The following is a 26,608-nucleotide window of genomic DNA, read 5'->3' on the forward strand; positions in this document are numbered from 1 at the left end:
TAAAGCAAAAAAGGGGCGACCGCGGCCGCCCCTTGATCCGTTGTTGCGCAACGGTCTTATGCGCTTGCCGCGATCGGTTCCGCGCCGCGTCCGTCGCGCTCTTTCTTGAGGTTTTCGGCGATGAGGAACGCAAGCTCCAGAGCCTGGTCCGCATTGAGACGCGGATCGCAATGGGTGTGATAGCGGTCGCCGAGCTGTTCGGCCGTCAAGGCGCGTGCACCGCCTGTGCACTCGGTGACGTTCCGGCCGGTCATCTCCACGTGGATGCCGCCCGCATGGGTGCCTTCAGCCCGGTGGACGGCAAAGAAGTTTTCCACTTCCTTGAGAATGCGGTCGAACGGGCGGGTCTTGTACCCGCCTGCCGTAATCGTGTTGCCATGCATCGGGTCGCAGGACCAGACGACGGTCTTTCCTTCGCGCTCGACGGCGCGGATCAGTTGCGGCAGGTGGTCGAAGACCTTGTCCGCGCCGAAGCGCGCGATCAGGGTCAGGCGCCCGGGCTCGTTGTCCGGGTTCAGCGCGTCGATCAGTTCCAGCAGACCGTCCGGCGTCAGCGAGGGACCGCATTTCAGGCCGATCGGGTTCTTGATGCCGCGGAAGAATTCCACATGGGCATGGTCCGGCTGACGGGTGCGGTCGCCGATCCACAGCATGTGGCCGGAGGTTGCGTACCAGTCTCCGGAAGTGGAATCGACGCGGGTCATCGCCTCCTCATAACCCAGAAGCAACGCCTCGTGGCTGGTGAAGAAATCGGTCGAGCGCAGTTGCGGCACGCTGTCGGCGTTGATGCCGCAGGCTCTCATGAAGTTCAGCGACTCCGAGATGCGGTCCGCCAGTTCCTTGTAACGGTGGCCTTGCGGGCTGTCGCTGATGAAGCCGAGCATCCAGCGGTGCACCTGGTCCAGGTTGGCGAACCCACCCTGGGCGAAGGCGCGCAGCAGGTTCAGGGTCGCGGCGGACTGGCGATAGGCCATGGCCATCCGCGAGGGGTCCGGAATGCGGCCCTCGGGCGTGAAATTGATGTCGTTGATGATGTCGCCGCGGTAGCTCGGCAGCTCGACATCACCCTTTTTCTCGATATTGGACGAGCGCGGCTTGGCAAACTGTCCGGCAATCCGGCCGACTTTGACGACAGGTTGGCTGGCGGCATAGGTAAGCACGACCGCCATCTGCAGGAAGACGCGGAAGAAATCGCGGATATGATCGGCCTGGTGTTCGGCGAAGCTCTCGGCGCAGTCACCGCCCTGGAGCAGAAAACCGTTTCCGCTGGCGACATCGGCCAGCTGCGCTTTCAGCTTGCGTGCTTCACCTGCAAAAACCAGCGGCGGATAGGTCGACAGGCGCTGTTCAACATCCGCCACTGCCTGTTCATCCGGGTATTCCGGCACCTGCGAGATCGGCTTCGATCTCCAGCTGTCCGGGCTCCACTTGTCCGCCATGCTTCCTACTCCTCACTGGGCTCCGCAGGTAAATTTCATTACGCCTGCTGCCCCCGTCCGCGACCTTTTCGTTCGTTTCGCCATGCTCAAACAGAGCAAACGTGCGGCCTTATACACCCCAAGCGCCGCCAAAGCCACAGGACAATATGCCAAATATACACCCGATTCCGGATTGGATTTACCTGTGTCTTGCCAGGCGACAAAACCCCGGCTTGAGCCTGATCATGGCGCGTGCTGTTCTGGCAGGCGATCTTGTCCATCAATGCAACAGGATACCCAAACCGGTGCCGAGACTGGAACACAGTCATAACCCCGACGATATCGCCTCACGGCTGGCCACCCCGCCAGGTGCCAGCTACCTGAAGGACTGGATCTATGGCGGCATCGACGGGGCCGTTACCACCTTTGCCATCGTTGCCGGCTCGACCGGCGCCGATCTGTCCGCCAAGGTGATCCTGATCCTCGGGATCGCCAATCTGCTTGCCGACGGCTTCTCCATGGCGGCGGCCAACTACAGCGGCTCGAAATCGGAAAACGAAGCCTATGCCCGTCTCAGGGCGATCGAGGAAAATCACATCGCCCTTGCCCCGGAAGGCGAGCGGGAAGAGGTCCGGCAGATATTCAGGAACAAGGGCTTTCGGGGCGAAGACCTGGAGACCGTGGTTCAGTTGCTCACCTCCAAAAAGGAGACGTGGATCGAGACAATGATGCAGGCAGAATACGGCATGTCCGACGGCGGCCGAAAGCCACTGAAAGCAGCCCTCCACACGTTCGCGGCATTCGTCGCATGCGGCTCGGTCCCGCTGCTGCCCTTCGTCCTGGCCTTCCAGGCAAGCGCGACCACGGCGAGTGCACTCACTGCCGTCGCCTTTTTCGCGATCGGTTCATTCCGCTCGCGCTGGTCTCAAAGACACTGGCTGTCTTGCGGCATCGAGACGACCGCCATCGGCATGCTGGCGGCCGGCATCGCCTATCTGGCCGGACACGGACTGCAGTCGCTACTGGGTTAGCTCGCGCGTTTCCAGATAACTGACGCCAAGCGTCTTCAGTTTCCGGTCGATCAGGTCCTGCAGCGGCGGGTCGAGGATGATCTTTCTCGGGTAATGCGGATTGGCGCGGTCGTTGAGGATCGGCACGTGCCAGCCGTCGGTGGTCGCGATGAAATGGTCGATACCTTCCTCGCCCCAGAAGCGGAAAAACCCTGCAAGCACGCAATCCAGGTAACTCTGCAAGATCGGATATGCATCGGTTCCCCAGCGCTGATGTTCCGGAGCGGCCCTGAACAGAAACATGTCCTCCGGTCCGGGCGACTTGCGGGCGTCGCATCGAAAGCAGGAGCCGATTGCCTCCACCCTGTGATAGCGCTGCTCCCGCAGCTCCAGGGCCTTCAGCCCGGCGCGCGGCTCACGCGCCATCACACCCAGGATTTCGGTTTCCGCATCTTCCCGGACGGTGAGCGCGCAGCGGCCCTGGCCGTCCTCCCCTTCCCCGCAGACCCGCCATTCGCGTACCCAGCCGCGCAGCCTCCCGGGCGTGACTTCCATGGCGGCGGGGATCGTGTCACTATTGACGAGGGAACCGTAGCCAAAATATGTGATCGTCATGTGCCGCTTATCCTGATTCCGCAAAGTCGGATCCAACACCAGATATCAGTTCAGGGGTTGCCATGATCGTTTCCTCCCTCTCCCAACAGGACGTCGAGCATTTAAGGGAGGAGACTCCCGGTGTAGGACAGGTGATCCATTTTAACAATGCCGGCACGGGCCTCGCCCCGTCCCCGGTCCTCGACGCAGTCAAGCGGCATCTGGACCTGGAAGCCCGCATTGGAGGCTATGAGGCCGCTGATGCCGCCGGCGCGGAACTCGATGCCTTTTATACCGGCCTTGCCGCGCTGATCGGCAGCAAGCCCCACGAAATAGCTTATGTCGAGAACGCGACCCGCGCCTGGGACATGGCCTTTTACGGCATCGACTTCAAGGAAGGCGACCGGATCGTCACCGGCCGGGCGGAGTATGTCTCCAATTATGTCGCCTTTCTGCAGATGAAGCGCCGCAAGGGCATCGAGATCGACATCGTCGAGGACGATGAAAGCGGGCAGATCGACCTGAAGGGCGTGAAAGCGGCGATCACCGCGAAAACCCGGCTGATTGCGCTGACGCATGTCCCGACCTTCTCTGGCCTGATCAATCCGGCTGAAGAAGTGGGCGAAATCGCACGCTCGGCCAAGCTTCTCTACCTGCTGGACGCCTGCCAGTCGGCCGGACAAATTCCGCTCAATATCGGCGACATCGGCTGCCACATGCTGTCGGGAACGGGCCGCAAGTATCTGCGCGGGCCGCGCGGAACCGGTTTCCTCTATGTCAGCGACGACGTGCTGGATCAGCTCGATCCACCCTTCGTCGACCTGCAGGCCGCGAACTGGATCGACGAGACCTCCTACGAACTCGTTCCCCATGCCCGGCGCTTCGAGACCTGGGAACGCTATGTCGCGGGTCAGATCGGCCTCGGAGTTGCGGTCGGCTACGCGATCGGCTTCGGCATGGAGCGGATCGGCGACAGGATCTGCTCCCTCGGTGCGCACCTGCGATCGGAGCTCTCCGGGCTTGCCGGGATTTCCCTGCACGACAAGGGCAAGCGCAAGGGCGGTATCGTAACCTTCACGCTTGACGGCGAGACGCCGGAAAAGACAAAGGCACGCCTGTCCGCCTCGGGCATCAACGTCTCGGTCAGCGGCGCCGGCTCAGCCAGGATCGACCTCCCCCACCGCGGACTTGATGCCGTGGTCCGCGCTTCGCTCCATGCCTTCAATACCGAGGCCGAAATAGAAGAGTTCGTTAAGGCTATCGGTAGTTTTCGCTAGCCCGACCCGCGCGCGATACCGGTTGAGCACCTGGTGTTAAACCTCATCGGCTATAGACCGCCCATCTTTGCGGGAAAGGCGGATCTGCTTGATCAGGAAGAAAGTCGATAAGCAAGGGGTGCAAGGTCCGGACCTGTTCCAGCCGTCGGGCGGACGCAGCATCAAGGTCTGGATTTACGGCTTTGCCGCCCTTCTGATTGTCCTTTCGACCGCATCCCTTGCCTTCATCGCCCATTATGCCTGGCGTGAAGCCGACCGGAGGGCGCTTGAAAGCGAACAGCTGCGCATGAGCAACGCCCTGCACGACTATCACCGGCAAATCGCGCGCGACCAGATTGCGCTGGCGCAGTGGGACGAGACCTTCAAGGCCCTCCAACCGCCAATCGATCGGCATTTCGTGGAGTTCGAACTCGCAAGGGACCTTTGGGAAGATTTCGACCTCGCCCGGACGTTCATCGTCGACGGGAACGGCTCCCTCATCGCTCAGGCCTTTGAAGACGAGATCCGCTTCGACGCCCAGCAACTCGCGCCCGGCAACGAGATCCGCAGGCTTGCGGAAGAGACGCTGGCCGCATTCAAAAGGCGGCAGACGCGCTCCAGCTCGGTTTTCTCCGAATGGCATATGCCGCAGTCCGCCCTTCTGGATATCGGCGCCTCCGCCTTTGCCGTCGTCGACGGTACGCCGGCCCTCTTGAGCGCCATGCCCGTGTTGCCCGACGAGGGGACCGTCGAGCTGCACGCGGACTATCCGGCGATCCTGGTGAATGCCGTCTACCTGGACGAGGACTGGATCGCAGAACTGAACGAGCAGCTTTCGTTCCGCGAGCTCGGATTCTATCCAGGGCCGCCCGAGCGGAGGCATCCCACGAACTACCTCATCCGCGCAGACGACGGAAAGATATTCGGCTACTTGCGCTGGGACCATGCGAAACCGGGACGGGAGATCTGGGTAACCGCCCTGCCCCTGATCATACTGCTGGTATCCCTCATTGCCGTCGTCGCCTTCGCGCTTGCCAGCAAGATCAGCCGCCTGTCCGCTTCGCTTGAAGAAAGCGAGCGCAAGAACCACCATTTTGCGCGCCACGATGCGCTGACGGGCCTGCCCAACCGCCACCACTTTTCCGATTGCCTTGCCTATTCCCTGGACTGCCTTCCGGAACAGGAATTTGCGATTCTCGCCTGTGACCTGGACCGGTTCAAACCGGTGAATGACACCCATGGCCATGAAGCCGGCGACACGGTGATTTGCAGCGTGGCGCAAAGGTTGCGGCTGCTCGTCGGCAAACACGGCATCGTCAGCAGGATCGGCGGCGACGAGTTCATCATTCTCCTCACCGGACAAACCGGCAGGGACCATCTGGCATCGCTTGCGGAGCAGATCGGCGAAACCGTTGCCGGCCCGATCGAGATCGGCAGCGGCCAGGTTGTCGAAATCGGCGTCAGCATCGGCATCGCCATCGCGCCCGACTGCGGCTCAACGGAAAAGGAACTGATCCGAATGGCCGACCTCGCCCTCTACAAGGCCAAGGACAATGGCCGCAACGGATTCGAATTTGCCGGCCCCCAGTTGCTGCAGGCGGCAACACCGAACAGAGAACACAAGCTGCATGAGAGCGAACCGGAACAACCCCGGCTTGAATCGACCCTGTAACTATTCGCACGGGGAAGTATCTTATTCACAAAACATTAGAACAATATGTTTCAATCACTTAGACAAATGCCTGTTCTTATCCCTAATATCAACATTCGCCCGAACCTCCATCAGCGCCGGATTTCTTCGTTGCAGCATCTGTGCGGGATCGCATCTTGACCGAATTCACGCGACGATACCTCGATCAATCCGAGAAGCGCCCCCGGCAGCACATCTCGCGGCTCGCCTTCCTTCTTGCAGGCATGCTCATTGCGCTCACGGCGGCATCGCTGACATTCGTCGGCTTTGTAGCGTCCCGGGCCTCAACGGAACAGGCGATTGCCAACGAGCAGCGGCTGTTCAGCAATACGCTCACCGATCGCGTGCGCGCGCTGGTGCGCGAGCAGCTCATCGTCACGTATTCAGACGAGTCTGTGAAAAACCTGGTTCGCGACTTCGACGCGGATTACGCCCGCAAGACTTTCGACACGCTCTGGACCAACTACCGGTACAGCAAGGTCATGCTGATCTCCGGCAGCGGCAATATTCTGGCGGAATCCTTCGAAAATTACACGCATATCGTCAAGCGCCCGATCAGTGAGACGCCCGGGCTGGAAGCGGTGTTCCAGGACCTCAAGAAGACATACGAGAAGAACCGGGTCCGCGTGCCGGGAGGCTTCGGCCACCGGTCACTGCGGGGTCTCGATCCCGGCGAATATGCCTCCATGGGTTTCGTCCGGATAGACGGCAGGCCCGCGTTGTTCGGCGCAATGCCGGTCATTCCCGACGAATACCAGACAACGCTCCCGGACGGACCGCCCACAGTCCTGCTGACGGCTCAGTATATCGACGGGCCTCTCCTGAACCAGCTGAACGCTCAGTTGAAATTCGCATCCTTCACCTTCGTTCCAGATGATGTTCCGGCGGAAACCGGTTCCTTGCACCCCGTCACCAACCAGAATGGCGAGCCTTTGGGCGCCTTCAAGTGGGACAGCCGGTCCGTCGAGAGATCCATCTGGCCGACGATCATCCCGGTGATCGTCGTCCTGAGCATCGCACTGGCACTGCTTGCCATCGGCATCGCCTGGCGCATCGGACAGCTGACCTCGTCGCTGCAGGCAAGCGAACAGCAAAACCGTTATCTTGCGCTCCATGACACCCTGACGGGCCTGGCAAACCGGCTGCAGTTCAATCAGGTACTGGAAAAGTCGGTGAAGGCACTGCCGGAGAAGCCGTTCGCCGTCCTTCACTGCGATCTCGACCAGTTCAAGGCCGTGAACGACACGTTTGGACATGCGGCCGGCGATCTTGTCATCAGGACCATGGGCGCACGCCTTACGAAAATCATCGGCGATCACGGGCTTGTCTGCCGCGTCGGCGGCGACGAATTCATGGCCATCTATTACGGCCCCCGGTCCGGTTTGCGCGATCTCAGCAAGGCGCTGGTGGAAAACGGCAGGATTCCCATCGAGATCGAAGACGAGGGCACGGCCCACGTGGGGCTCAGTGTCGGGATCTGCATCGCGCCTGATGACGGCACGACAGCCGATGTCCTGGTGGCCCGGTCAGATGCGGCGCTATATCAATCCAAAAACCAGGGCCGCGACCGGTGTTCGTTTTTTTCGGATTTCTTTGATCCCGACACGGATCCCGGGCAGTCGCCCTATTCCCTGCAAGACCCGCCGGAACAGCTCCCGGCGCGTTCGGACGCCTGATTTCGAGATCTTGCGGAGCTTTTGCGACACCCCTGCAAGCGTGCGCTTCGCCGGACGCAGTCCGGCGAAGCAAGGCAACAACAGTGATTAGCCGCGCAGACGCTCGGTCGGTTCGCGCATGGTCACCAGTTCTTCGGCAGCAGTCGGATGCACGGCGATGGTGCGGTCGAAATCCGCCTTGGTCGCGCCCATCTGCAGGGTCACACCCAGGATCTGCGCCAGTTCGCCCGCATCCGGACCGACGACGTGAACACCAAGCACCTTGTCGGTGTCCGCGTCCACGATCATCTTCATGAGCATCTTTTCGTCCCGGCCGGACAAGGTGTGCTTCATGGGCCGGAAACTCGCCTTGTAGATGTCGAGGTTCGACGTGCGCTCCAGCGCCTCCTCCTGTGTCAGGCCGACGGTTCCCATTTCCGGCTGCGAGAAAACCGCGGTCGCAATCAGGCTGTGATCCACCTGCCAGGGCTTGTCGCCGAAGACGGTATCGGCGAATGCATGGCCTTCGCGGATCGCCACGGGCGTCAGGTTGGCCCGGTTGGTGACATCACCGACAGCGTAGATGGACTCGACATTGGTGCGCAGATCCGGGCCGACCTTGATCGCCCCGATGCCGTCGGTTTCGACCCCGGCCTTTTCAAGCCCGAGATCGTTGGAGTGTGGATTGCGGCCGATCGCAAACATGATCTGGCCGGCCGCAAGCGTCTCGCCGCCTTTGGTGCGGCCCACCAGGGAACCGTCCTCCTGCTTTTCGATCTTCTCGAAAGCGTCGTTCAGAACGACCCGGATGCCCTTCTTCTCCATCTCCTCGCGGACCGTGGTCCTCAAGTCCGTGTCGAAGCCGCGCAGGATCTCCCCGCCGCGGTAAATCAGTGTCGTGTCGACGCCGAGGCCATTGAAGATGCCGGCGAATTCGACCGCAATGTAACCACCGCCGGCGACGACGATCTTCTCGGGAAGATGATCGAGGTGAAACGCTTCGTTGGACGTGATGACATGCTCGTTGCCCGGCAGGTCTCTGTCCACGTTGGGTGATGCTCCGACCGCGATCAGGATATATTTCGCGGTGAAGGACTGACCGGTCGAGAGCAAGCGGACGGTGTGGGCGTCCTCAAGGACGGCACGGCTGTCGTGCAGTTCGACATTCGAGCGTTCCAGATTGCGCCGGTAAAGGCCTTCCAGCCGGGTGATTTCCTGGTCCTTCGCGGCAACAAGCTTTTCCCAGGAGAAAGTGCGTTCGCCCACGGTCCAGCCGAAGCCCTCGGCATCTTCAAATTCCTCGGAAAACTTGGACGCATAAACGAAGAGCTTTTTGGGAACGCAGCCGCGGATGACACAGGTGCCACCATAGCGGTATTCCTCGGCGATCCCGACCCGGGCGCCATGCGTTGCGGCAATCCTTGCGGCGCGGACACCGCCCGAGCCACCGCCAATAACAAAAAGATCGTAATCGTAGTCGGTCATCTACGCCTCATGATATGTCGTCCGCAATGCATCCCGGCTCACAAATAACCTTAACGGGACGCCGTATTATTCCCAGAACAATCAACTTTTCCGCCTTCACGCAATTGCATGAAGGCGGAGAAGCCGACCGGCGGGCAGGATGCCGGGCCTGCTCCCAAGTAGGCAGTTGCAGGCGCGATGCAAGACCGGACGGGAGGCGTGCCTGGCAGCAAGTCTCCGCTTCCGCCGGCCCCGCAAACGAATTGGGCCGCTTTCGCGGCCCGCTTCAATTTTCCGTGCAGTCGATGTGGTCCCGCAAGCGCAGATCCGCATCCGGGAAGCCGTTGCATCACTGGGCTTCGTTCTGCTTCTTAAGCTCTTCCTGAACCATGGTCACCATTTCCGTTGAGATCTTGTCCTGCCACTCACGGGCGGCGCCAACGGAAAACTGGGTGACGACCGGGATGGTCTGGGTCAGCTTCTGGCCGAGCTCGGTGCTATAGAATGCAGCCAGTTCGTTGAGTTCGGCTTCCGTAAAGTGTTCGGCCCAGACCCGGTAGACGCGCTCGTTCAGTTCCGCCCGCTTGGGAGCCAGTTCCAGGGCAACCTTCTGCGTGACTTCAATGATTTCTTCGGCGCGGGTCGGGTCCGACTGGACAAACGCCGTGCGGGTCTGCTCCGCAAGCACCGGCAGAATGTCGTCGAACGGCTCCAGAATCTTCGTGGCTGAGGCAACTTTCTTGGCGGCGGCCAGGTGGCTCTCCGAGATTTCCTGAGCCGTTGCATTGCTCGAAATGAAACCGGCGAGCACCATCGCTGCGCCCAATACAGCTGCCCGCGGGAATGTTTTGATAAGCTTCATTTTTCTACTCCTAGGCGGCATTCATCCATAGCCTGGAAAGCCAGTTCCAAACTGTTAAACGGGCCACAGGGTCTTTACCCCATCTGCGCCAGCCACGTAAGCTTTTGTTGCAAGGTTAATGAAAAGGCCGTGCTCGACAACGCCCGGAATTGCGGCCAGGCGATCAGCCAGCGTCTTCACGTCTTTGATCTGCTGAAGGTGTGCATCGAAAATGTAGTGCCCGCCGTCTGTCTCGTAGGGATCGGTCTTCCCGCCCCGCAATTCCAGTTCCTCAGGCAGGTTCAAATCAGCCAGCACCTTCAAGATCGCATGCCTGGTTGCCTCCAGGCCGAAGGGAACAACTTCGATCGGCAGCGGAAAACGCCCGAGCGTCTCGACCGCCTTGCTGCTGTCGGCAATGACTATCATCTGCGTGGAAGCGGCAGCAACGATTTTTCCCTCAGCAGGGCCCCGCCACCGCCCTTGATCAGGGCCAGATTCGGGTCCAGTTCATCCGCTCCATCCACCGTCAGATCCAGCTGCGGCATTTCGTCCAGGCTTGTCAGGCGGATGCCGAGGCTGGAGGCCAGCTTCGCGGTCCGCTCCGAGGTTGGCACGCCGATCACGTCCAGACCGTCCGCGACCCGCCGGGCAAGGGCATGAACAAACAGCTCGGCCGTCGACCCGGTTCCGATGCCAAGCCGCATTCCGGAAGAGACATCCTCCACGGCGCGTTCAGCGGCTTGTTTCTTAAACTGGTCGCTCATTCAAACTTTCCTTGGCAACCTTCCCTCAGCGCCGGCTTGCGGCACCGCTCCCATGCTCCAGGACGCGACCGGAAGCCGGTCCGCCCGAACCATGGCTGGTCCTCTCGTTCTGAGCCGCCGGGTGCTTAACACGGTGTGCGTCCGCCGGTCCAGTGACATTCCCTATTTGGCGGGGAAAACCGGCGGCTCCCGGTCTTCCAACCAATATTAACCATCATTTTAGACAAACCTCAGATAGTGCTTGAAATAGTCTAGGGCCTGGAAAGCACAAAATCCGATGAACATTCTTCGATTTAAGTCGCGGCGGAAAGTCCAAGACGACCTCTCGCACGTCGCCCTGTCTGCCGCAGAGGAAGCTGCCGCGGCGGAGCCTGGCGTTGTGCAGGACGACGTTTCGTCGGACCGCATGAGCTTTGTCCTCGACAGCCTGGAGGACGATCTGCAGGTTGCGGCAAAGGCCATCAATGCCGCGGCGGAGAAGGTTCAGGACCAGCTCGACAGCCAGATGGACAAGCTTCAGACCATCCGCAACGACAGCCAGTCCCTCGCGGACCAGTCCTCTATTGCGGAGGAAAACGCCTCCGGGCTCGCCGCCTCCATCGAGGAGCTCTCCTCCTCCAGCCGCGAAATCGGCTCGCAGGTCGGGGTGTCCAATCAGCTGGCCAATGAAGCCCGCGACGTCGCCGATCGGGTCAACCAGGGCGTGATGGATCTCAAGACCGCCATTGACGACATCGCCAATGTGGTCAGCATGATTTCGGACATCGCTAAGCAAACCAACCTTCTGGCGCTCAATGCGACCATCGAGGCAGCCCGGGCCGGGGAAGCCGGCAGGGGCTTTTCCGTTGTCGCCAGCGAAGTGAAGGCGCTGTCCGTGGAGACCCAGTCTGCAACGGAAAAGATCGTCGAGAACATCGAACGCCTCCACCAGTCGGCCGAACACAGCCTTGGCTCGGTCAACCAGATCATCGACGTCATCGGACGGATCCGGCCAAGCTTTGCCGCCGTGGAAGACGCCGTGCAGACCCAGGTCGAGACCACCAACCTCATCGGCGAACAGGCCCTCCAGACGGCCACCTTCGTACAGGAAGTGGTCCGACGGGCCAATACGATCACCCAGTCGGCCGCCGAGGCGGAAGACGGCGGGACACGGGCCCGGGAGATGGGCACGGAGATGAGCAAGAACGCGCAGTCGTTGCGGGCGCGGTTCACGATGATGATCCGCCAGACGGAAATCGGCGATAGACGGCAGCACGACCGCCTGCCCGTCAAGCTGGGCGGCACCCTCACCAGCGGGTCCAGGGTGTCGAAGATCGAAACGCTCGACATTTCCGAAGGCGGCGTCCTGTTCAAGATGGACGGTGACGGCATCCTGCGCCCCGGAGACAAGGCGGGTCTCGACATCAGCGGCATCGGCCGGACCGACGTCAGGATCCTCGCCGTCTCCGATAACGGTTATCACTGCTGTTTCGCCGATCCGGACGAGCGCTTCCGGGAAGCCCTTGACAGCAAGATCGCGGCCATTCATGCGATCCACGCGCGCGAAGTTGAACTGGCCCAGGCGGCAGCCGCCCGCGTCGCCGCGACCATGGAAAAGCTGCTTGAAACCCGCCAACTGACCCCGGACGATCTGTTCGACACCAACTATACGCCGATTGCGGGAACCAATCCGCAGCAGGTCGCCACCCGCGCCCTCTCCCACCTGGAAAAGGTGTTGCCCGAGATTCAGGAAGAGCTTCTGGGCAACGGCGAGGGCATGGTGTTCTGCGTCGCCGTGGACCGGAACGGCTATCTGCCCGTCCACAACATGATCTATTCTAAACCGCAGAAGCCCGACGATCCGGCCTGGAACACCGCCAATTGCCGGAACAAGAGGATCTTCGACGACAGGGCCGGCCTGAGTGCGGGAAGAAACACGCGTCCGTTCCTGATCCAGTCCTATGCCCGCGACATGGGAGGCCGTAACATCATCTGGATGAAGGAAATCGATGCGCCGATCATCGTTCATGGCCGCCACTGGGGCGGCTTCAGAACCGCCTACAAGCTGTAACGGCGTTTCCAAACCGGCAAAACGCCTTGCGGTATGCGCCCTGTCGGGATAGCAAGCCGGTACGGAACGTCATTCGTACATCTTTGCCGGGGGGGTTCATGTCTGTACTGGTTTTCGATCTGGACGGCACGCTGGTGTCGTCCATGGAAGATCTGGTTGCCACGCTTAACGCGGTGATGACGGCGGCCGGACATGCGGAAATCCCGAAGGAAGACGTGGCGAACATGGTCGGCATGGGGGCCAGGGTGCTCCTTCAGCGCGGGCTCGACTTCAACAAGGTCAGTTGGACGGAACATGACATCGAGCCGCTCTACCGGGATTTCCTGGAGCACTATTCCGCCAACATCGCCGTACATACGCGTCCCTTCGAGGGCGTCGTCGCGGCACTGGAAGCCTTCCGCAACGACGGCTGGAAACTGGCTGTCTGCACCAACAAGGCCGAAAAGCTGACCCTGACCCTGCTTGACGCACTGGATCTCGCCCGGCATTTCGATGCCGTCGTCGGCGGCGATACCTTTCCCTCCTCCAAGCCCCAGGCGGAACCGCTCCTCGGCGCCATCCGGCGCGCCGGCGGCGAGGTTGAAGGATCCATCATGGTCGGCGACAGCGAAACGGACATCAAGGCTGCGCGCAATGCCGGCATCCCGGTGATCGCGGTCGACTTCGGCTATACGCCCGTTCCCGTTCACGAACTTGACCCGGACGTGGTGATCTCGCATTTCGACGAACTGCCGGCGGCCGTCGCCGGCCTGGCCAAGGCACAACGGTCCGCCATGGCATGAGGCACCGGACGCTTTCCGGGTTGAGGGAAACGTTCGCCGCCAACCGGTCGCACAGCACTTCTTCTCCCCCTTTGCGGGGAGAAGGGAGACGCGCGACAGGTTTTTCAAGCCGCATGCGTCAGAATGTGCTGATCGCCTCGCCGAGCGTTGCCCGGATCTCTTCGCGGCGGTCTTCCAGCACCGCTATCTGCTTGTCGATGGCTTCTATGCGGGTTTCCGATTCGGCCAGTTTGCGGGCCGCGCGCTTGTAAAGATCCGCGCCCGGCTCGACGGCGGAAAGATTGGCGCGGTGGCGTTGCTGATCGGCACTTTCCTCTTCCTTGCGGAAGCGCTGTTCGCGGATCTGCCGCTCGATGCCGGTGATTTCCGATTGCAGTTGCGCGAGTTCGCGAAGCTTGCCCGCCGTCTCCGCATCCGGCGAGCGGGACGCGAGGTTCAGCAGTCCCTGCTCGTCCGTCGAGATCAGCGCATAGGTTTCGGAGAGCGTGCGTTCCTCCAGCGCGGTCGCAGTCACTGTTTCGCCTTGCGCTACCTCGACCTTCAGCCGGTGATGGGTCGCGGTCGTGTCCATCTTCTGGGGTGAGGAGAATTTCCAGCCCTGCCGCTTGGGATGCTCAATGACGATCGTGCGCTCGCCGTCCGGAGCGCCCTTTATGGCATAGGCCGTTTCGGCCCGCTGACGGACGGAGGCGGTCAGGACGCCATCTGTCACCTTGATGGAGGTGATCTGATCGTCCGGTGTCGATTCCCGCGCGATCCGGACCTTCTTGTCCGTCGCAAAGCTTGCCATGCGGCTCTCGCCGGAGGGCATGCCGTTGATCTGCGCGTCGCCCACATAGCCTTCCTGCTGATCATAGACGGTGAGAATACCCTTGGGCAGGCTGGTTTGCGTCTCGTTGGTAATCAGGATCGCCGCGATCGGATGCGGCAGTCCGCTTTCCGGCTGGAAGACGGACACGCTCTCGCCCGGCACCACCTTGTCGACGATCGGGGCGGACAGGGTCTCGCCGCTTGCCAGGCTGACCCGCTGCGGCAGGGCGAACGACGCGGTGACGGCGCCTTCCGAAGCATCGCCGACATTCGCGGAGGCAACTTCGTAGGCCATCGCTGCGTCCGCGGAGGGAGCGGGAGAAAGAAGACGTCCGAGAGCGCCGCCCTGAGGCGCCGAGGCCTTGCTCTCGGCCATTTCGAACCGTGGCTCCGCGCCGGTGTCGGTTCTGGGAACATATCCGGCGGAAACATCGACCGGGACTTCCGGACGCTGTTTCCAGTAAAGATCATGCAGCCGCTGTTTCAGCGTGACCGGCGCGCCGGAAGACAGGGTGATGGCGACATTGTCCCAGTCCTCGCCGCTGGCGTTTTCCAGAACCGCCCAGGCCTGCAGCCGGGCCTTGTCCTGCGGCAGCATCACGACCCGGTAGGCGGTCTTCCAGATGGGGGCCGGCACCACATAGGCGACCGCAACTTCCCGGGCCCCCTCGCCCGCCACTTTCAGCGAAACGGTTCTGGCGCCATCGGAAATGCCGTTGCCGACGACGGATAGCGCCCTGGCGACCTTTTCCTGGATATCCTCGTCCAGGAACGTGATTTCCGTATCGAGGCCCAGCTCCACCCCGACGATGCGGCCCTCGCTCAGCACCGAGACCATGTCGGAGAGGCCCTCGTCGCCGCGGTTCTTCTGCGACACGCCCAGAACGAGGCCTTCAACCGTTGTCCCCGCCTTTTCCAGCCGCACGCGCGTGCCCTGCAGTTTCGACAGGAGCAGCGCCGGCGACTGGAGGTCGGCTTCCGAGAACGGCAGGTTCTTGAAGGTTTCCGCAAGCGGATTAGGCCCCGGCAGCGTGATCCCCTCCACAACGCCCTTGTCGTCATAGACCACGATGCTCTTCAGAACATCGTTCACCTGGTCCAGCGGCACGGTCATACGGATGAGGCCCGAACTGTCGATATCGGCCTTGCGGACCACCTCGGCGAGCCCGCCGGACGAAAGGGTGATGCTGGTAATCGGCCCGTTGTCAGCCCCCCAGGCGGCGGCGGGCAGCGTCAGACAAACAATCGCGGCGGAAGAAAAACGGAAAAACATGAAACAACTCCCAGGAAACAGGATGTGCCCTCATAGGCAAAAATAACGGCTATTGTGGGGAACGGCCAGACGGGCGGCGACCAGCCGGACGAAAAGCTCTTGCCAACGTCCGCCCAATCCCTTAGACACCCGCCCAACCAGATCGATTTTCGGGCGATTAGCTCAGCGGGAGAGCACTCCCTTCACACGGGAGGGGTCACTGGTTCAATCCCAGTATCGCCCACCATTTTCCTGATGATCTTTGTGTGGCTTTTGTAAAGTCGGAGCTTCAATTCATGCGCCGACGCGCAAGGCGCAGGCAAGCGGGGCGTGTGTTGTTCCGTGCATCCCATTCGGAGGCAGTCGAAATTGCTCAGCACCCGCATCACCGCGACAAAAGTCTTCGGTCTGCGCTCCTTTTCGGCCCTCCTGATCTTGGCCGCAGACCGGTGAAACCGCGTCAAGCTCTATGATCGCGTCAGTGGAGGCTCAGTTGCCCGGTGCCTTGTAGGCAATGGCGAGTTCGCCAGCCTTCTTTTGTATTGCGGTGAATTCGTCAGAAGTGAATGCCCGCACTGTCTTGAGGTGGCTGACCGCACCGCTGGCCCCGGTGACCATCAAACCTGCGATGAGGTTCGTAACGTCGTCGATGGTAACCTTGATCGCGAAATCGCTGTCGCCTGTTGTCAGGTAAAAGCTCTCCAGTGTGCCGCCTGCTGCTTCCACAATGGCGCGGGCAGCAGCTTCGCGGTCAGTTGGGCTCGCAAGCATCGCTTTCATGGCCGAGGCGGTATAGTTCCCGGTAACGATAAATCTTGGCATGCAAAACCTCCCTGAGGGTGGCGATGCGTGAACGGCCTCAGACGACATCTCGCCTGACCGTGCGTCCCGCAAGTCCCTCGCAAGAATTGTATGCTCAATTCAGCAACAACACTACTTTCATCGACCGGTGCGCCCAAGTCCACTGCTCGCGGCCCTGTTCTATTATCCACCTCCTGGCGCCAGGAGTACCTGTGAGGAGTGGATTAGCCGCCCGCAAGCAGAGAAACATTCAACGTCAGTTCGAAAAGCTAAAATCGCCTCCTGAGCCTCTCTGAAGTGGCGAAAAGCGCGCTTACGCAGTCGCTATCAGTCCTCCCTCAGGCCACACAACGAGGTCCCGCAAACCGAACCGCCCAGACGAGCGAAGGTTTGCTGCCGATGGGATACGCAGGCACGACACCCTGGCGCGACGCACGCGGCCGCGGGCGAGACTTCAGGGCGCCAGAAGATTCGGGGGCGTTGCGGCCGTCGCGTCGACGCAGAGCAGGGTGCCCGATGGCTCATTCAAGCCGCAGTGTGAGTGGCGATGGCAAGCACCATCTCGTCAATGTCCCTGTCATGGATCTCGTGGCCTCCTCCTTCGACCCGGTGCAGGCGCGCATTCGAGGCAACCCGGGTAAAAGCTTCCCCGTGCTCAATCGGAAATAGCGGATCGGCGGTGCCGTGGATCACGAGCACCGGAACCTCGATCCGGGACGCATGCAGCGTGGCGCCCTGCTCTTCACCAAAAAGCATGAAATGGTTGGTCGCGCTGGCGAAGGACGGTGCCCGGGCCATGTCGCGCGCGATCAGAGCGCTTGCCGCCTCGGCATCGTGGGGATGCCTGGTGCCGGCCAGTATGGCCACATCGCGGAGCAGGAAGTCGGCGATCGCTCCCAGATCCGACCAGTCGACCCCTTCGGCGGCCGCTGAGTGCACCTGATAGGCCTCGCTCGACGACGGCAGGCCACTGACCCCGAGCGGCGAAGTGCTGATGAGTGTGATCGTGCGCACGCGTTCGCGATGGCGCAACGCCGCCTCCTGAGCGAGCATGCCGCCCATCGACATGCCGACCAGATGTGCCGATGCCAGTCCGTAACCGTCGAGAATGGCGATGGCATCGTCTGTCAGGTCGCTGGAGGAATAGCCGGGCTGTCCTTGGGGGTAATGCGTCGAATGGCCGGTGTCGCGCTGGTCGTATCGAATGACGTAGCGCTTTTGGGCCGCCAGTTCCTCACAGAATCTGTCGGGCCACCACAGCATGGAGGCCATCATACCCATGATCAGCAGCACGGGCGGGTGCGACGGGTCGCCGAAGGCCTGGGTCTGGAGCACCGCGCCCGCGGCCTCAACAATCCTTGCGGTGTCGGGAGATGATTCGGTCCATACCATGGCCTGACCCTTCCGATTGCAATTTGAAATCAGATTTTTCTTGCATATCTGATCCTGTTATGCAACCAGTTTGTCTGGAGAAACGAAATGCTCGACAATCGCTCAGGCTGCCCCATCAATCTGACTATGGAAGCCATCGGAGACCGCTGGAGCCTCATTGTTCTGCGCGACGTCATGTTCGGCAATCGCCATCATTTTCGGGAACTGCTTGAGAACTCGATGGAAGGCATCGCCTCCAATATTTTGGCCGCTCGCCTCAAACGGCTCGTCGAAGTCGGCTTGCTAAGCCGTAGCGACGATCCAAGCCACAAGCAGAAGGTGATCTATTCACTGACCGAGTCGGCGATCCAGCTGGTTCCGGTCATGGCCACAATCGGCGCATGGGGATGCCGGCATCTGCCGGCGACCCGGGAGCTCAGCGTTCGGGCGCAATTGCTGGAAGAGGGCGGGCCGGAATTATGGGAAGAATTCATGGACGAACTGCGCGTCCTGCATCTCGGAGCTTCGCCCAAGAGCAGTTCTTCGGTGCTGCAAAAACTGACCGAGGCCTATAAGGCGGCCGCAATTGCGACGAAGGACGAGCTCTCGTCGACTCGCCAGCACAAGACCGGTGATGGTGGAGATGTTGAATCGCGCTGACTTCTACGACGCAGAATTAAGGCGGCATAACCGGCACTTGCGGGCCGCAACCCGTGCCGGGATTGGTGATCGAGTGCTCGATGTCGGCTGCGGCGCGGGACAGACGACTCGAGAGGTTGCCCGCACCGCGGCGGAGGGAAGCGTTCTTGGCGTGGATATTTCGGCCGAGATGCTTGAGATTGCGCGTCGGCGTTCCGACGAAGAGGGTTTGCGGAATGTTGTGTTTGAGCAGGGTGACGCACAGCCCCATGCATTTCCGGCAACCAGTTTCGACCTCTGTATCAGCAGGTTCGGCGTGATGTTTTTCAAGGATGCCCCAGCCGCATTTGCCAATATCGGCCGGGCGATGCGTGCCGGTGGCCGCCTTGTATGGATGGTATGGCAGAGCCAGGACCGCAATGTGTGGTCTACGGCGATCCGGCAAGCCCTGGTCCCGAAAGCTGCGGCCTCCGTCGATGTCGCCGCGCCATTCTCGCTCGGCGATCCCGACACCGCCGCGGAACTTCTGAACGCAGCTGGCTTTACCTCGATCGAGTTTGCCGACGTGCGCGAGCCGGTCTTCTACGGGCCGGACGTCGATACGGCGTTTGACGCACTCATTAGCCTTTATCTTGTCAAGGACGCGCTCGCCCGCACCGGTGAGCCGCCCGAAAAGGCATTGCGGCGGCTGCGCGATTTACTGGAGGCGCATGTGACCACGGAGGGCGTGTTTTTTGATTCGCGCGCGTGGATTATCACCGCACATAGAAGGCGGAGCGGTTGACAGACTGTCGGACGCTGCCGGAGAAATGCGCCAAGCACCCTCAAGCGTCCTTTCATCGGCGGCGGAGTGCGCGCAATCCCCAGAGGATTTGGCCGAAATCATCCCGAAGCCTGCAGCCGGGAACCGGGACTGCTATTCTTTTGCGGTGATTCCCATCAGGCAGAGTTGATATGGCCACTCAAACCGCTCCAAACCCCGTCCGGGAGAAGCTGCTCAAGGGCTTGTCCTATCAGAAATCCGGCGAGTTCGAGAAAGCGCAGCGGCAATACAAGCAAGTGCTGAAGAAAGCACCCCACAACGCAGACGCCCTGCACCTGTTGGGAGTGACCTACCGGCAGCTCGGGTTCCCGAAGCGGGCCATCGAATATATTCAAAAGGCGATCGGCACGGATCCCAACCAGGCGCCCTTTTACGCCAACCTGGCCCGGGCAATGATGGACCTGGGCACCGACCCCGACAGCCTTCTGGCTGTTTGCGACAAATCGCTGTCTCTCAATCCCCTGGAGCGTGAAGCCCGGAACATGCGGGCGATCGCGCTCACCAGGCTGAAGAGATACGAGGAAGCTGAAATCATCCTGCAAAAACTGATCGTCGAAGATCCGGACCACATAGATGCCTATCAGAACTATGCGACGTTGCTGATGGAAGCAGACAGGGGCGAGCATGCCGTCAACTTTTACACCAAGGCGATCATGCTCGATCCGAGCAACCCGAACGATTTCATTCAAAGGGCACGCTGCCGGCTCAAACTGAAGCAGTTTGACCAGTCTCAACACGAGCTTGCCGACGCACTGGAACGTTTTCCCGAAAATTCGGACGTCAAGCACGAAGTCGCACGCCTGCTGTTCTCCATTTCGCGGACACATGAAGGCGTAAAATATGCCGAGGAAGCCGTCGCGGCAGCACCCCGCGACTACCACCGCCGCGTCACTTTGGCAGTTCACTATCTTATGCTCGGACGCGGCAGAGACGCGATCGACACCTTCCTGAAGGCCAAGAAACTGGGGCCGGAGGGTGCGGCCGGTATCGACTGGAACCTGTCACTTGCGTATCTGTCCGAAGGCGACCTTAAGAACGGGTGGGCTATTCATGAGGCACGCTTTGCGGACTCACAGTCTCAGTCGGTCCTTCGCGAGTTTCCGAAACCCACATGGGCGGGCGAAGACATCTCGGACAAGACGGTTCTGCTATGGGGCGACCAGGGCCTGGGCGACGCCTTGAAGAGCGGGACAATGCTCCCGGACATGGCGAAGCGTGCCAGGAAGATCATTTTCGAGGTCTCTGCCAAAGCCATCCCCTTCTATGAGCGCTCCTTTCCGGACATTGAATTCAGGCTTGCATCGGCCGCGCCAGACAAGCAGACCGATGATATCGACTACGATGTAACGGCCAATATCACTGACGTGGCAAAATACCTGCGCAGAAACATCGATGACTTCCGCAAAGCCAAGTATCCTGTTTACAGGTTCGACAAGACCAGGGCCCGCCAATATCTAAGCCGTCTTTCCGGAACAGACGACAGACCCATCATTGGTATTTCATGGCGTTCACGAAACCTGCAGAAATCCCGCGCACGTTATTATCTTTCCGCACCCGACTTCGCTCCCATCATTGATGCGGAAGATGCCGTCTACGTGAACCTGCAATACAACACCGTTCCAAAAGAGATTGAATTTCTCAGTACCCGCGCCGAGGGCCGTTTTGCCCATTTCGAAGACATCGACCTGTTCAACGACCTGTGCGCAGCAGGAGACCTGACCGCGATTTGTGACCTGGTCGTTTCAGCGAACACCAGCGTCGCAGACATGGCAGGGATTCTCGGCGTTCCCTGCATTCGTTTCGGTCCGATGGAGCCGCCTTTGCTGCTCGGACAAGCGTCGCCGCCATGGTATCCGAGCATGAAATATGTGCGGATTGACGAAAGCAAGTTGGCTCCGCAAATGCTGCCGGACATTATTGGTGCGGTGCAGAGCGAACTGAAGAGCGTCTATCCACATCTCCGCCGTGAGAGGCTTGAGCTGTGAACGCGTTCCATTGAAGTTAAGGGCTATGCCTTTTTCGCGATGGCAACGAGCGTGTCCGTCGCGTCGATCTTCTGCAGGGCAGCCTGGTAGGCAGATTTCAGCTCCGGCGTATCCAGTACCGACAGAGGGGTCTTGTGCCCACCAGGCGCCTGCATGGCCAGCCACCCCAGGTGGTTTGACAGCGGGTAACGCTGTATTCCCTCAACGACAATGTCTGTGTACCCGCAATTGAGAAGCAGCCGCTTCAGGCTCTCTCGCGTGTGCAGGATCAGATGCTGGCTCCAGACCGTGAATTTGGTGAACGCATCACTTTTGAGATGCGACAGCAAGAAATCCGATGCGTGAGGGACTTCGACCACGATATATCCGTCGTTCTTGAGAAGGCGGCGCAGGTCGGAAAGCGCGGCGAGCGGGTCCGGGAGGTGTTCGACGACATGAAAGGCGAACACAACATCCTGAGATGACTGTTTAATCCGCTCCGCATTTTCGAAGCAACGGTAGCCGTCCTCCGTCAATGCAGTCACATAATCCGATTGCAACTCAATTCCGGACACTTGTGCAGCCTGACCGGAGATACTGCGCAGAAAAGCCCCCTCACCGCATCCAAACTCCGTCACGGTGTTGCCCACGTAGTACTGAGCATAGGCAATCGCACGCCGCCTTGTATCCGCGCCTAGTTCAAAGTCCCGGTGACCGGAGCGCTGTATCGTTTCCTGACGGTACTGGCCTTCCCGGTAAACCGTGTCGCCGACATAATGGTCATCGATGTAAATGACGCCGGATAACCTGTCCCGGTAGACCGGCAGATGCTCATTGTCACGCGTCCCTTCGGCAAGCACTTCGCGTGTTTCCAGTGTCGCAACGCCCAGACTTTCAAGAGTATCGAATATGCGGTTCTGCGACATCTTTTGGCTTACCCCAAAGGCCCAAGGACGAAAGAAACGTAGCGCGACAGACCTGGGTGCCGGGTGGACTGCCATAAGCAGATGCATCGGCTCTCGCTGCGAGCGTCGAAGCCGTCCATTCAGCCGGCCCCGTTCTTGATAAGATCTGTCGAGATCAACAGATCACTGAGTTCGCGCAGCGCGCCCGAACCGCCGCTGGTGTCGAGAACAACCTTTGCGACTGATTTCACTTCGGCCGGTGCATTGCGTGGGGCGGCACTCACCGCGCTGGCTTCCATGCAGCTTATGTCCGCCAGGTCGGCGCCCACATAGGCAATCTCCGACCAGTCAAGACCATGCTGCTGAAGCCACTCAGCCGTAATCTGCATCCTGTCGAAGGGATGGTATTTGTATTCCATTGCGAGCTTGCGCGCTCTCAACTGAGCCAGGTTGTCCTGCTCGCCGCTTATCATCATCAACCGGACACCCCGGCCGATGAGCCGGTCCATCCCGATTTCGTCATATCGATTGCAGACGATGGACTCCGTACCGTCCTGGTTCACGAATACCGAATTGTCTGTGTGCACGCCTTCAAATCCGGTGACCAGCGCGCTTACCGTTCCTCTGGCAACGGCGAGTTCTCCGGTGAACGGTTCGGTTCGAATGAATGCTTCAGCCATATCCCAGTCTTGCGACGTATCGATTTCGATCCAGGTGGAATCGACAGGTACAAGGATCGTCTTTCCGCAATACCGGTTTCCGGTTTGGAGAAATTCAGGTACGCGCATCGCGTAGACGGCACCGTTCTCGCGGTAGCGGGCGGATATATCCTGCCGCCGCACGCGGGGTTTCGTCGGGTCGTGGTTTATGCCGACCCCTTGCCCGTTTTCTCCGACCTCCCAATAGAACCCGTGATCATCCACGACTGAGATTGCACTTGTCGCCTCCTTGGACAGAAGCGTTTCAACCACCTGGTCGACGTGATGCGCTTGCGTGAATGGCGCCGTGCACTGGAGAAAGACAAGAATGTCGGGTGGTTCGCTGATCAACGAAGGTTCCGATTTCAGCAAGTGGATCAGGGCGGACTCCGAACTCGCCGTCGGCCCGGAGAGATCTATCGGCCGTTTTACGCCCTTGGCCCCGTACTTTTCGCCGACCGAGAGAATTTCGTCTGAATCGCTCGAAACGAATACTTCCGAAACAAATCGGGAGCCCCGCGCAGCTCTAATGGTCCGGCCAACCAGCGGAATGCCGTTCAACGGCCGGATATTCTTTCCCGGGAGACCGACAGAGCCGCCGCGCGCGGGGATCGCTGCTACAATTTTCATGGGTGGTCCATCGCTTGGCACGCTTCGAACATCATTCCGGCTTCCGGGCAATGACCGTGACGAAAGATCCCCAGAACGCAGGAGAGACTTCAGCGTCGGCCGACAGCATTGCATCGAATGCCTCGCGGGACGCAAAGCGGGTTCCAAAGAAAGGGTATTCCACTTTCTGAATGCGAAACCCCGTGTCCCGCAGCAATCGCATCAGGGAGTCGTCGGTGAAGAGGCTGACATGCGTGGGATCATGCAACAACCGGAAGCGGTCGCCGAATTGCCGAGCGGCGGCGCTGGCAAAATTGGGGGTCCCGCAGATGAAATCGCCCCCCGGTTTCAGGATGTTGAAGATGTTCTCAACGAACGAAACCGGCTCGTCGACATGCTCGATCACATGATTGGCGACAACGACGTCGAACGTGCCGGCGGCAAAAGTATTGCTTTGGAGCACTCCCTGACGCAGATCAGCGGAACACCGCTGCCCCGCAATCTCTATTGCCCGTCGCGACGGATCGAGGCCGACGCACTTGTTTGCGTCGGCGACCTGTTCCAATAGTTCGCCAAGACCAAACCCGATATCAAGCACCGTCCCGGGTGACCTTGAATTCACATAGTCCGCTATGTAACGCACGTCTTCCTTGCGCGTTTCCCGCTCTTCCGCAGCGTCCCTGACCTTGCCGTCCGGGTCCTGCTTGGCTTCCCAGTAATCCTGTTTCAGCGGTCTCGCCGGATAGTGAATGTAATACCGATCTCCTCGATAAAGCTCCAGGCAACGGTCAATAATCGACATTCACACCCCTCAAGTGGTTCGGCGTGGCAGATCCGGGATCAGCCAGATCAGCGTGCAGGATGCTCCGGGCTCAGGTGCAGAGCCGGCGCAATCAAGCTGCCTGGAGCGTATCTTTTCTGCGAAGCTTTTCGGCGATCGGCTTTTCATCGTCATAGACACGCAGTTGTCCGTCGCCACGCACGACTTCAAGGCGCCGTAGCTGAGACACCAGTTCCGCCATCTCGTTCATTTCAAGAGATGCTTTCTGGTCCGATCCCCAGTCGTTCCGGTCGAGCGTCACGTGGCGCTCAATGGAGACGGCCCCCATGGCTGCGGCACAGACGCTCGGCAAAATGCCGCGTTCATGACCGGAAAAACCGATTGGCAAATGCGGAAACGCTTTTTGAAGTGTGTTGATGCCCAGCAGATTGATTTCCTCGTCAAGCGTCGGATACGTGGACGTGCAATGGTACAGGCACGCAATCTGGCCGCTAGCCCTCTCGATCGTGTTGACGGCACTGGAGACCATCTGCAGATCGCACATGCCGGTCGAGACGAGCAACGGACGTCCGCTCTTTGCGCAATGAACCAGGAAATCCCGATCCATCACCATTGCCGACGCGATCTTGATGTAAGGGGTGTCGTAGTTCAGCAGGAATTCGGTGGACGGCTCGTCCCAAGGCGATGCGAACCACTCGATACCAATCTCCCTGGCCAGCGCGTCGATCGCATCGTATTCGGCCTTGCCGAATTCCAATCCGCGCTTGAGGTCTCCGTTGGTTGGACCGAAGACGTTATCGCGAGGTTTGGCCAGTTCATCGTGAGAGTAGACGATCTCGATCGTCCGCTTCTGAAACTTGACCGCATCGCAGCCTGCGTCGCGGGCCTTGCGGATCATTTCAAATGCTTTGTGAATGTCACCATTATGATTGATACCGATTTCGGCAATCACATAGGTTCCTTTGTCGGAGATCATGGCACAGCACCTTAGTCTTAAGCCTCAACCGGTATAGGGGTCCGCGTTGCGAGCTTGCTAATTTCCTAAGAAACTCTTGCCACTGGCAGCTCAGTCTGTCCACCGGGGGCGGGTGTATCCGACGATTCCGACCCTTGCTTTCTTTGGAAAACCTGAATTTACTTTAAAGAAACGCCAAGGGCCCGCAGCAAATGCAGGCCCTGATGATTATTTTGTTCTCGAAATTAAAATTCGGCCGGCGATGCCGACTCAGCCGACAAACGCCCGTTCCACGACGAACTCGGCTGGCTTGTTGTTGGCGCCTTCCGTCAGGCCGGCTTCTTCGAGCAGCGCCTTCGTGTCCTTGATCATGTCCATGGAGCCGCAGATCATGCCGCGGTCGATCGCCGGGTCGAGCGGCGGCAGGCCGAGATCCTCGAACAGCTTGCCGGACTTGATCAGGTCGGTGATCCGGCCCTTGCGCGGGAACTCCTCGCGGGTCACGGACGTGTAGTGGATCAGCTTGTCCCTGGCGAATTCACCGATCAGCGGATCGTTGATGGTTTCCTGCACAAGATCTTCGCCGTATTTCAGCTCGGCAACCTCCCGGCAGGTGTGCGTCAGGATCACCTGATCGAACTTCTCGTAGGTTTCGGGATCGCGGATCAGGCTGGCAAACGGCGCGATGCCGGTGCCGGTCGAGAACATGTAGACCCGCTTGCCCGGAACGAGAGCATCGTTCACCAGCGTGCCGGTCGGCTTTTTCTTCATCAGGATCGCGTCACCCGGCTGGATCGTCTGCAGGTGCGACGTCAGCGGACCGTCGGGAACCTTGATGGAGAAGAACTCAAGTTCTTCGTCCCATGCAGGGCTGGCAATGGAATAGGCCCGGTAGAGCGGCTTGCCGTCAATCATCAGGCCAATCATGACGAATTCGCCGGACCGGAACCTGAAGCTTGCCGGGCGGGTCATGCGGAAGCGGAACAGGTGGTCCGTATAGTGCTGGACACTCTTTACCTCTTCAACAAAAGCGCCGGCCGGAGCAGCGGCTTCCAGATCTGCGGGTTTGGCAAGTACATTCATTTCAATCAAGGGTCCGTGGGTCATTGCGTGAATTGAACCTGCCCCATGTAGCACCACTCGCACATTGACTTGAAGCAACTCCGATCCATGAAAACGCGTTTGCGCAAAAAAACATTCTAAATGCAGCCGAATCTGGGGTCTGCTGACGGGTCCAGCGTGGAAATTCATGAGATTGAATGCCCGTCACGCGGGAGAGCGCTTTGCCGTCGGGCCCCGGACTGCTTGATGCAGCCGCACCGGCGCGCCGGCAGCTGGCCGGAACGCCGGCTTATCGCCCCCGGTCGATTTGCGGCACATCTGCGGCAGACCGGGTCGCTGGCGCGCCTGTTCGTGACGTTTTCAAGATCATCCGGAAAAAGCTCGTTTTTTATTTGACAGCTACATACAAAA

At 60.0% G+C, this 26,608-nt stretch carries 21 protein-coding genes, 1 tRNA gene and 1 pseudogene; 10 read left to right on the plus strand and 13 right to left on the minus strand.

The window, feature by feature from the left end; translation table 11 throughout:
• Window positions 1–56 precede the first annotated feature (56 nt).
• Window positions 57–1,439: a class II 3-deoxy-7-phosphoheptulonate synthase gene (locus tag ON753_RS12700; protein WP_265962999.1), complete on the minus strand. Its 1,383-nt coding sequence runs from the start codon at window positions 1,437–1,439 to the stop codon at window positions 57–59.
• 224 nt (window positions 1,440–1,663) lie between these two features.
• Between ON753_RS12700 and ON753_RS12705 the strand changes: the two genes are divergently transcribed.
• Window positions 1,664–2,449 (plus strand): VIT1/CCC1 transporter family protein, encoded by a 786-nt coding sequence (locus ON753_RS12705; protein WP_265963000.1) that lies wholly within the window; start codon window positions 1,664–1,666, stop codon window positions 2,447–2,449.
• Here ON753_RS12705 and ON753_RS12710 read toward each other — a convergent pair.
• The gene (locus tag ON753_RS12710; RefSeq protein WP_265963001.1) at window positions 2,438–3,043 is read right to left on the minus strand and encodes a gamma-glutamylcyclotransferase family protein; all 606 of its coding nucleotides are present in this window, start codon (window positions 3,041–3,043) and stop codon (window positions 2,438–2,440) included. The genes ON753_RS12705 and ON753_RS12710 overlap by 12 nt on opposite strands.
• Window positions 3,044–3,105: 62 nt before the next feature.
• On the opposite strand from ON753_RS12710, the gene ON753_RS12715 reads away from it, so the two are divergent.
• The 3 genes from ON753_RS12715 (at window position 3,106) to ON753_RS12725 (ending at window position 7,644) form a co-directional block, all read left to right on the plus strand.
• Window positions 3,106–4,299, plus strand: a complete 1,194-nt coding sequence (locus tag ON753_RS12715; RefSeq protein WP_265963002.1) for an aminotransferase class V-fold PLP-dependent enzyme — start codon at window positions 3,106–3,108, stop codon at window positions 4,297–4,299.
• A gap of 88 nt (window positions 4,300–4,387) precedes the next feature.
• The gene (locus ON753_RS12720) at window positions 4,388–5,950 is read left to right on the plus strand and encodes a diguanylate cyclase domain-containing protein (protein ID WP_265963003.1); all 1,563 of its coding nucleotides are present in this window, start codon (window positions 4,388–4,390) and stop codon (window positions 5,948–5,950) included.
• A gap of 155 nt (window positions 5,951–6,105) precedes the next feature.
• The gene (locus tag ON753_RS12725) at window positions 6,106–7,644 is read left to right on the plus strand and encodes a sensor domain-containing diguanylate cyclase (protein ID WP_265963004.1); all 1,539 of its coding nucleotides are present in this window, start codon (window positions 6,106–6,108) and stop codon (window positions 7,642–7,644) included.
• 87 nt (window positions 7,645–7,731) lie between these two features.
• Here the strand turns inward: ON753_RS12725 and gor are convergent, their stop codons facing one another.
• The 3 genes and pseudogenes from gor to rpiA all read right to left on the minus strand — a co-directional run bounded on the left by gor (window position 7,732) and on the right by rpiA (window position 10,695).
• On the minus strand, window positions 7,732–9,108 hold the full coding sequence (gene gor, locus ON753_RS12730; protein WP_265963005.1) for a glutathione-disulfide reductase: 1,377 nt from the start codon (window positions 9,106–9,108) through the stop codon (window positions 7,732–7,734).
• 328 nt (window positions 9,109–9,436) lie between these two features.
• On the minus strand, window positions 9,437–9,949 hold the full coding sequence (locus tag ON753_RS12735) for a DUF2059 domain-containing protein (RefSeq protein ID WP_265963006.1): 513 nt from the start codon (window positions 9,947–9,949) through the stop codon (window positions 9,437–9,439).
• A 54-nt stretch (window positions 9,950–10,003) separates the two neighbouring features.
• Window positions 10,004–10,695, minus strand: a pseudogene (gene rpiA, locus ON753_RS12740) (ribose-5-phosphate isomerase RpiA).
• A gap of 379 nt (window positions 10,696–11,074) precedes the next feature.
• On the opposite strand from rpiA, the gene ON753_RS12745 reads away from it, so the two are divergent.
• Window positions 11,075–12,745, plus strand: a complete 1,671-nt coding sequence (locus ON753_RS12745; protein WP_265963007.1) for a methyl-accepting chemotaxis protein — start codon at window positions 11,075–11,077, stop codon at window positions 12,743–12,745.
• 98 nt (window positions 12,746–12,843) lie between these two features.
• Window positions 12,844–13,527 (plus strand): phosphoglycolate phosphatase, encoded by a 684-nt coding sequence (gene gph, locus ON753_RS12750; RefSeq protein WP_265963008.1) that lies wholly within the window; start codon window positions 12,844–12,846, stop codon window positions 13,525–13,527.
• Window positions 13,528–13,645: 118 nt separating this feature from the next.
• On the opposite strand, the gene ON753_RS12755 is transcribed toward gph, so the two are convergent.
• Entirely contained in the window at window positions 13,646–15,610 is a 1,965-nt protein-coding gene (locus ON753_RS12755; protein WP_265963009.1) for a DUF4139 domain-containing protein, read from the minus strand.
• Window positions 15,611–15,761: 151 nt separating this feature from the next.
• Here ON753_RS12755 and ON753_RS12760 point away from each other — a divergent pair.
• Window positions 15,762–15,836: transfer RNA gene (locus ON753_RS12760), tRNA-Val, on the plus strand.
• Window positions 15,837–16,078: 242 nt separating this feature from the next.
• Here the strand turns inward: ON753_RS12760 and ON753_RS12765 are convergent.
• Both ON753_RS12765 and ON753_RS12770 read right to left on the minus strand, forming a co-directional pair.
• The gene (locus ON753_RS12765) at window positions 16,079–16,411 is read right to left on the minus strand and encodes a GYD domain-containing protein (protein WP_265963010.1); all 333 of its coding nucleotides are present in this window, start codon (window positions 16,409–16,411) and stop codon (window positions 16,079–16,081) included.
• 504 nt (window positions 16,412–16,915) lie between these two features.
• Window positions 16,916–17,782 carry an alpha/beta fold hydrolase gene (locus ON753_RS12770; protein ID WP_265963011.1) on the minus strand — a complete coding sequence of 289 codons (867 nt, stop codon included), beginning with the start codon at window positions 17,780–17,782 and terminating at the stop codon, window positions 16,916–16,918.
• Window positions 17,783–17,869: 87 nt separating this feature from the next.
• On the opposite strand from ON753_RS12770, the gene ON753_RS12775 reads away from it, so the two are divergent.
• The 3 genes from ON753_RS12775 to ON753_RS12785 all read left to right on the plus strand — a co-directional run bounded on the left by ON753_RS12775 (window position 17,870) and on the right by ON753_RS12785 (window position 21,208).
• Window positions 17,870–18,421: a winged helix-turn-helix transcriptional regulator gene (locus tag ON753_RS12775; protein ID WP_265963012.1), complete on the plus strand. Its 552-nt coding sequence runs from the start codon at window positions 17,870–17,872 to the stop codon at window positions 18,419–18,421.
• Window positions 18,405–19,184 (plus strand): class I SAM-dependent methyltransferase, encoded by a 780-nt coding sequence (locus ON753_RS12780; protein ID WP_265967144.1) that lies wholly within the window; start codon window positions 18,405–18,407, stop codon window positions 19,182–19,184. Before ON753_RS12775 ends, ON753_RS12780 begins: the two co-directional genes overlap by 17 nt.
• A 170-nt stretch (window positions 19,185–19,354) precedes the next feature.
• The gene (locus ON753_RS12785) at window positions 19,355–21,208 is read left to right on the plus strand and encodes a tetratricopeptide repeat protein (RefSeq protein ID WP_265963013.1); all 1,854 of its coding nucleotides are present in this window, start codon (window positions 19,355–19,357) and stop codon (window positions 21,206–21,208) included.
• 23 nt (window positions 21,209–21,231) lie between these two features.
• Here ON753_RS12785 and ON753_RS12790 read toward each other — a convergent pair whose 3' ends face one another.
• The 5 genes from ON753_RS12790 to ON753_RS12810 form a co-directional block, all read right to left on the minus strand.
• Complete coding sequence (locus tag ON753_RS12790) at window positions 21,232–22,200, minus strand: class I SAM-dependent methyltransferase (RefSeq protein WP_265963014.1); 969 nt, start codon at window positions 22,198–22,200, stop codon at window positions 21,232–21,234.
• Window positions 22,201–22,232: 32 nt separating this feature from the next.
• Window positions 22,233–23,420, minus strand: coding sequence for an acylneuraminate cytidylyltransferase (locus ON753_RS12795; protein ID WP_265963015.1), 1,188 nt, complete (start codon window positions 23,418–23,420; stop codon window positions 22,233–22,235).
• Window positions 23,421–23,451: 31 nt separating this feature from the next.
• A complete protein-coding gene (locus ON753_RS12800) occupies window positions 23,452–24,201 on the minus strand; it encodes a class I SAM-dependent methyltransferase (protein ID WP_265963016.1) in 750 nt (249 codons plus the stop codon).
• 91 nt (window positions 24,202–24,292) lie between these two features.
• Window positions 24,293–25,156, minus strand: coding sequence for an N-acetylneuraminate synthase family protein (locus ON753_RS12805; RefSeq protein ID WP_265963018.1), 864 nt, complete (start codon window positions 25,154–25,156; stop codon window positions 24,293–24,295).
• A gap of 249 nt (window positions 25,157–25,405) precedes the next feature.
• On the minus strand, window positions 25,406–26,218 hold the full coding sequence (locus ON753_RS12810; RefSeq protein WP_265963019.1) for a ferredoxin--NADP reductase: 813 nt from the start codon (window positions 26,216–26,218) through the stop codon (window positions 25,406–25,408).
• Between the last annotated feature and the right edge of the window lie 390 nt (window positions 26,219–26,608).

The organism is Roseibium salinum, assembly GCF_026240905.1.
Lineage (GTDB): Bacteria > Pseudomonadota > Alphaproteobacteria > Rhizobiales > Stappiaceae > Roseibium > Roseibium salinum.

What these genes read in the sequence shown, in the direction of transcription:
- ON753_RS12700 (WP_265962999.1), bottom strand. Translation starts at nt 1,439, where the DNA reads ATGGCGGACAAGTGGAGCCCGGACAGCTGGAGATCGAAGCCGATCTCG.
- ON753_RS12705 (WP_265963000.1), top strand. Translation starts at nt 1,664, where the DNA reads ATGGCGCGTGCTGTTCTGGCAGGCGATCTTGTCCATCAATGCAACAGG.
- ON753_RS12710 (WP_265963001.1), bottom strand. Translation starts at nt 3,043, where the DNA reads ATGACGATCACATATTTTGGCTACGGTTCCCTCGTCAATAGTGACACG.
- ON753_RS12715 (WP_265963002.1), top strand. Translation starts at nt 3,106, where the DNA reads ATGATCGTTTCCTCCCTCTCCCAACAGGACGTCGAGCATTTAAGGGAG.
- gor (WP_265963005.1), bottom strand. Translation starts at nt 9,108, where the DNA reads ATGACCGACTACGATTACGATCTTTTTGTTATTGGCGGTGGCTCGGGC.
- ON753_RS12735 (WP_265963006.1), bottom strand. Translation starts at nt 9,949, where the DNA reads ATGAAGCTTATCAAAACATTCCCGCGGGCAGCTGTATTGGGCGCAGCG.
- gph (WP_265963008.1), top strand. Translation starts at nt 12,844, where the DNA reads ATGTCTGTACTGGTTTTCGATCTGGACGGCACGCTGGTGTCGTCCATG.
- ON753_RS12755 (WP_265963009.1), bottom strand. Translation starts at nt 15,610, where the DNA reads ATGTTTTTCCGTTTTTCTTCCGCCGCGATTGTTTGTCTGACGCTGCCC.
- ON753_RS12765 (WP_265963010.1), bottom strand. Translation starts at nt 16,411, where the DNA reads ATGCCAAGATTTATCGTTACCGGGAACTATACCGCCTCGGCCATGAAA.
- ON753_RS12770 (WP_265963011.1), bottom strand. Translation starts at nt 17,782, where the DNA reads ATGGTATGGACCGAATCATCTCCCGACACCGCAAGGATTGTTGAGGCC.
- ON753_RS12775 (WP_265963012.1), top strand. Translation starts at nt 17,870, where the DNA reads ATGCTCGACAATCGCTCAGGCTGCCCCATCAATCTGACTATGGAAGCC.
- ON753_RS12780 (WP_265967144.1), top strand. Translation starts at nt 18,405, where the DNA reads ATGTTGAATCGCGCTGACTTCTACGACGCAGAATTAAGGCGGCATAAC.
- ON753_RS12785 (WP_265963013.1), top strand. Translation starts at nt 19,355, where the DNA reads ATGGCCACTCAAACCGCTCCAAACCCCGTCCGGGAGAAGCTGCTCAAG.
- ON753_RS12790 (WP_265963014.1), bottom strand. Translation starts at nt 22,200, where the DNA reads ATGCATCTGCTTATGGCAGTCCACCCGGCACCCAGGTCTGTCGCGCTA.
- ON753_RS12795 (WP_265963015.1), bottom strand. Translation starts at nt 23,420, where the DNA reads ATGAAAATTGTAGCAGCGATCCCCGCGCGCGGCGGCTCTGTCGGTCTC.
- ON753_RS12800 (WP_265963016.1), bottom strand. Translation starts at nt 24,201, where the DNA reads ATGTCGATTATTGACCGTTGCCTGGAGCTTTATCGAGGAGATCGGTAT.
- ON753_RS12805 (WP_265963018.1), bottom strand. Translation starts at nt 25,156, where the DNA reads ATGATCTCCGACAAAGGAACCTATGTGATTGCCGAAATCGGTATCAAT.
- ON753_RS12810 (WP_265963019.1), bottom strand. Translation starts at nt 26,218, where the DNA reads ATGAATGTACTTGCCAAACCCGCAGATCTGGAAGCCGCTGCTCCGGCC.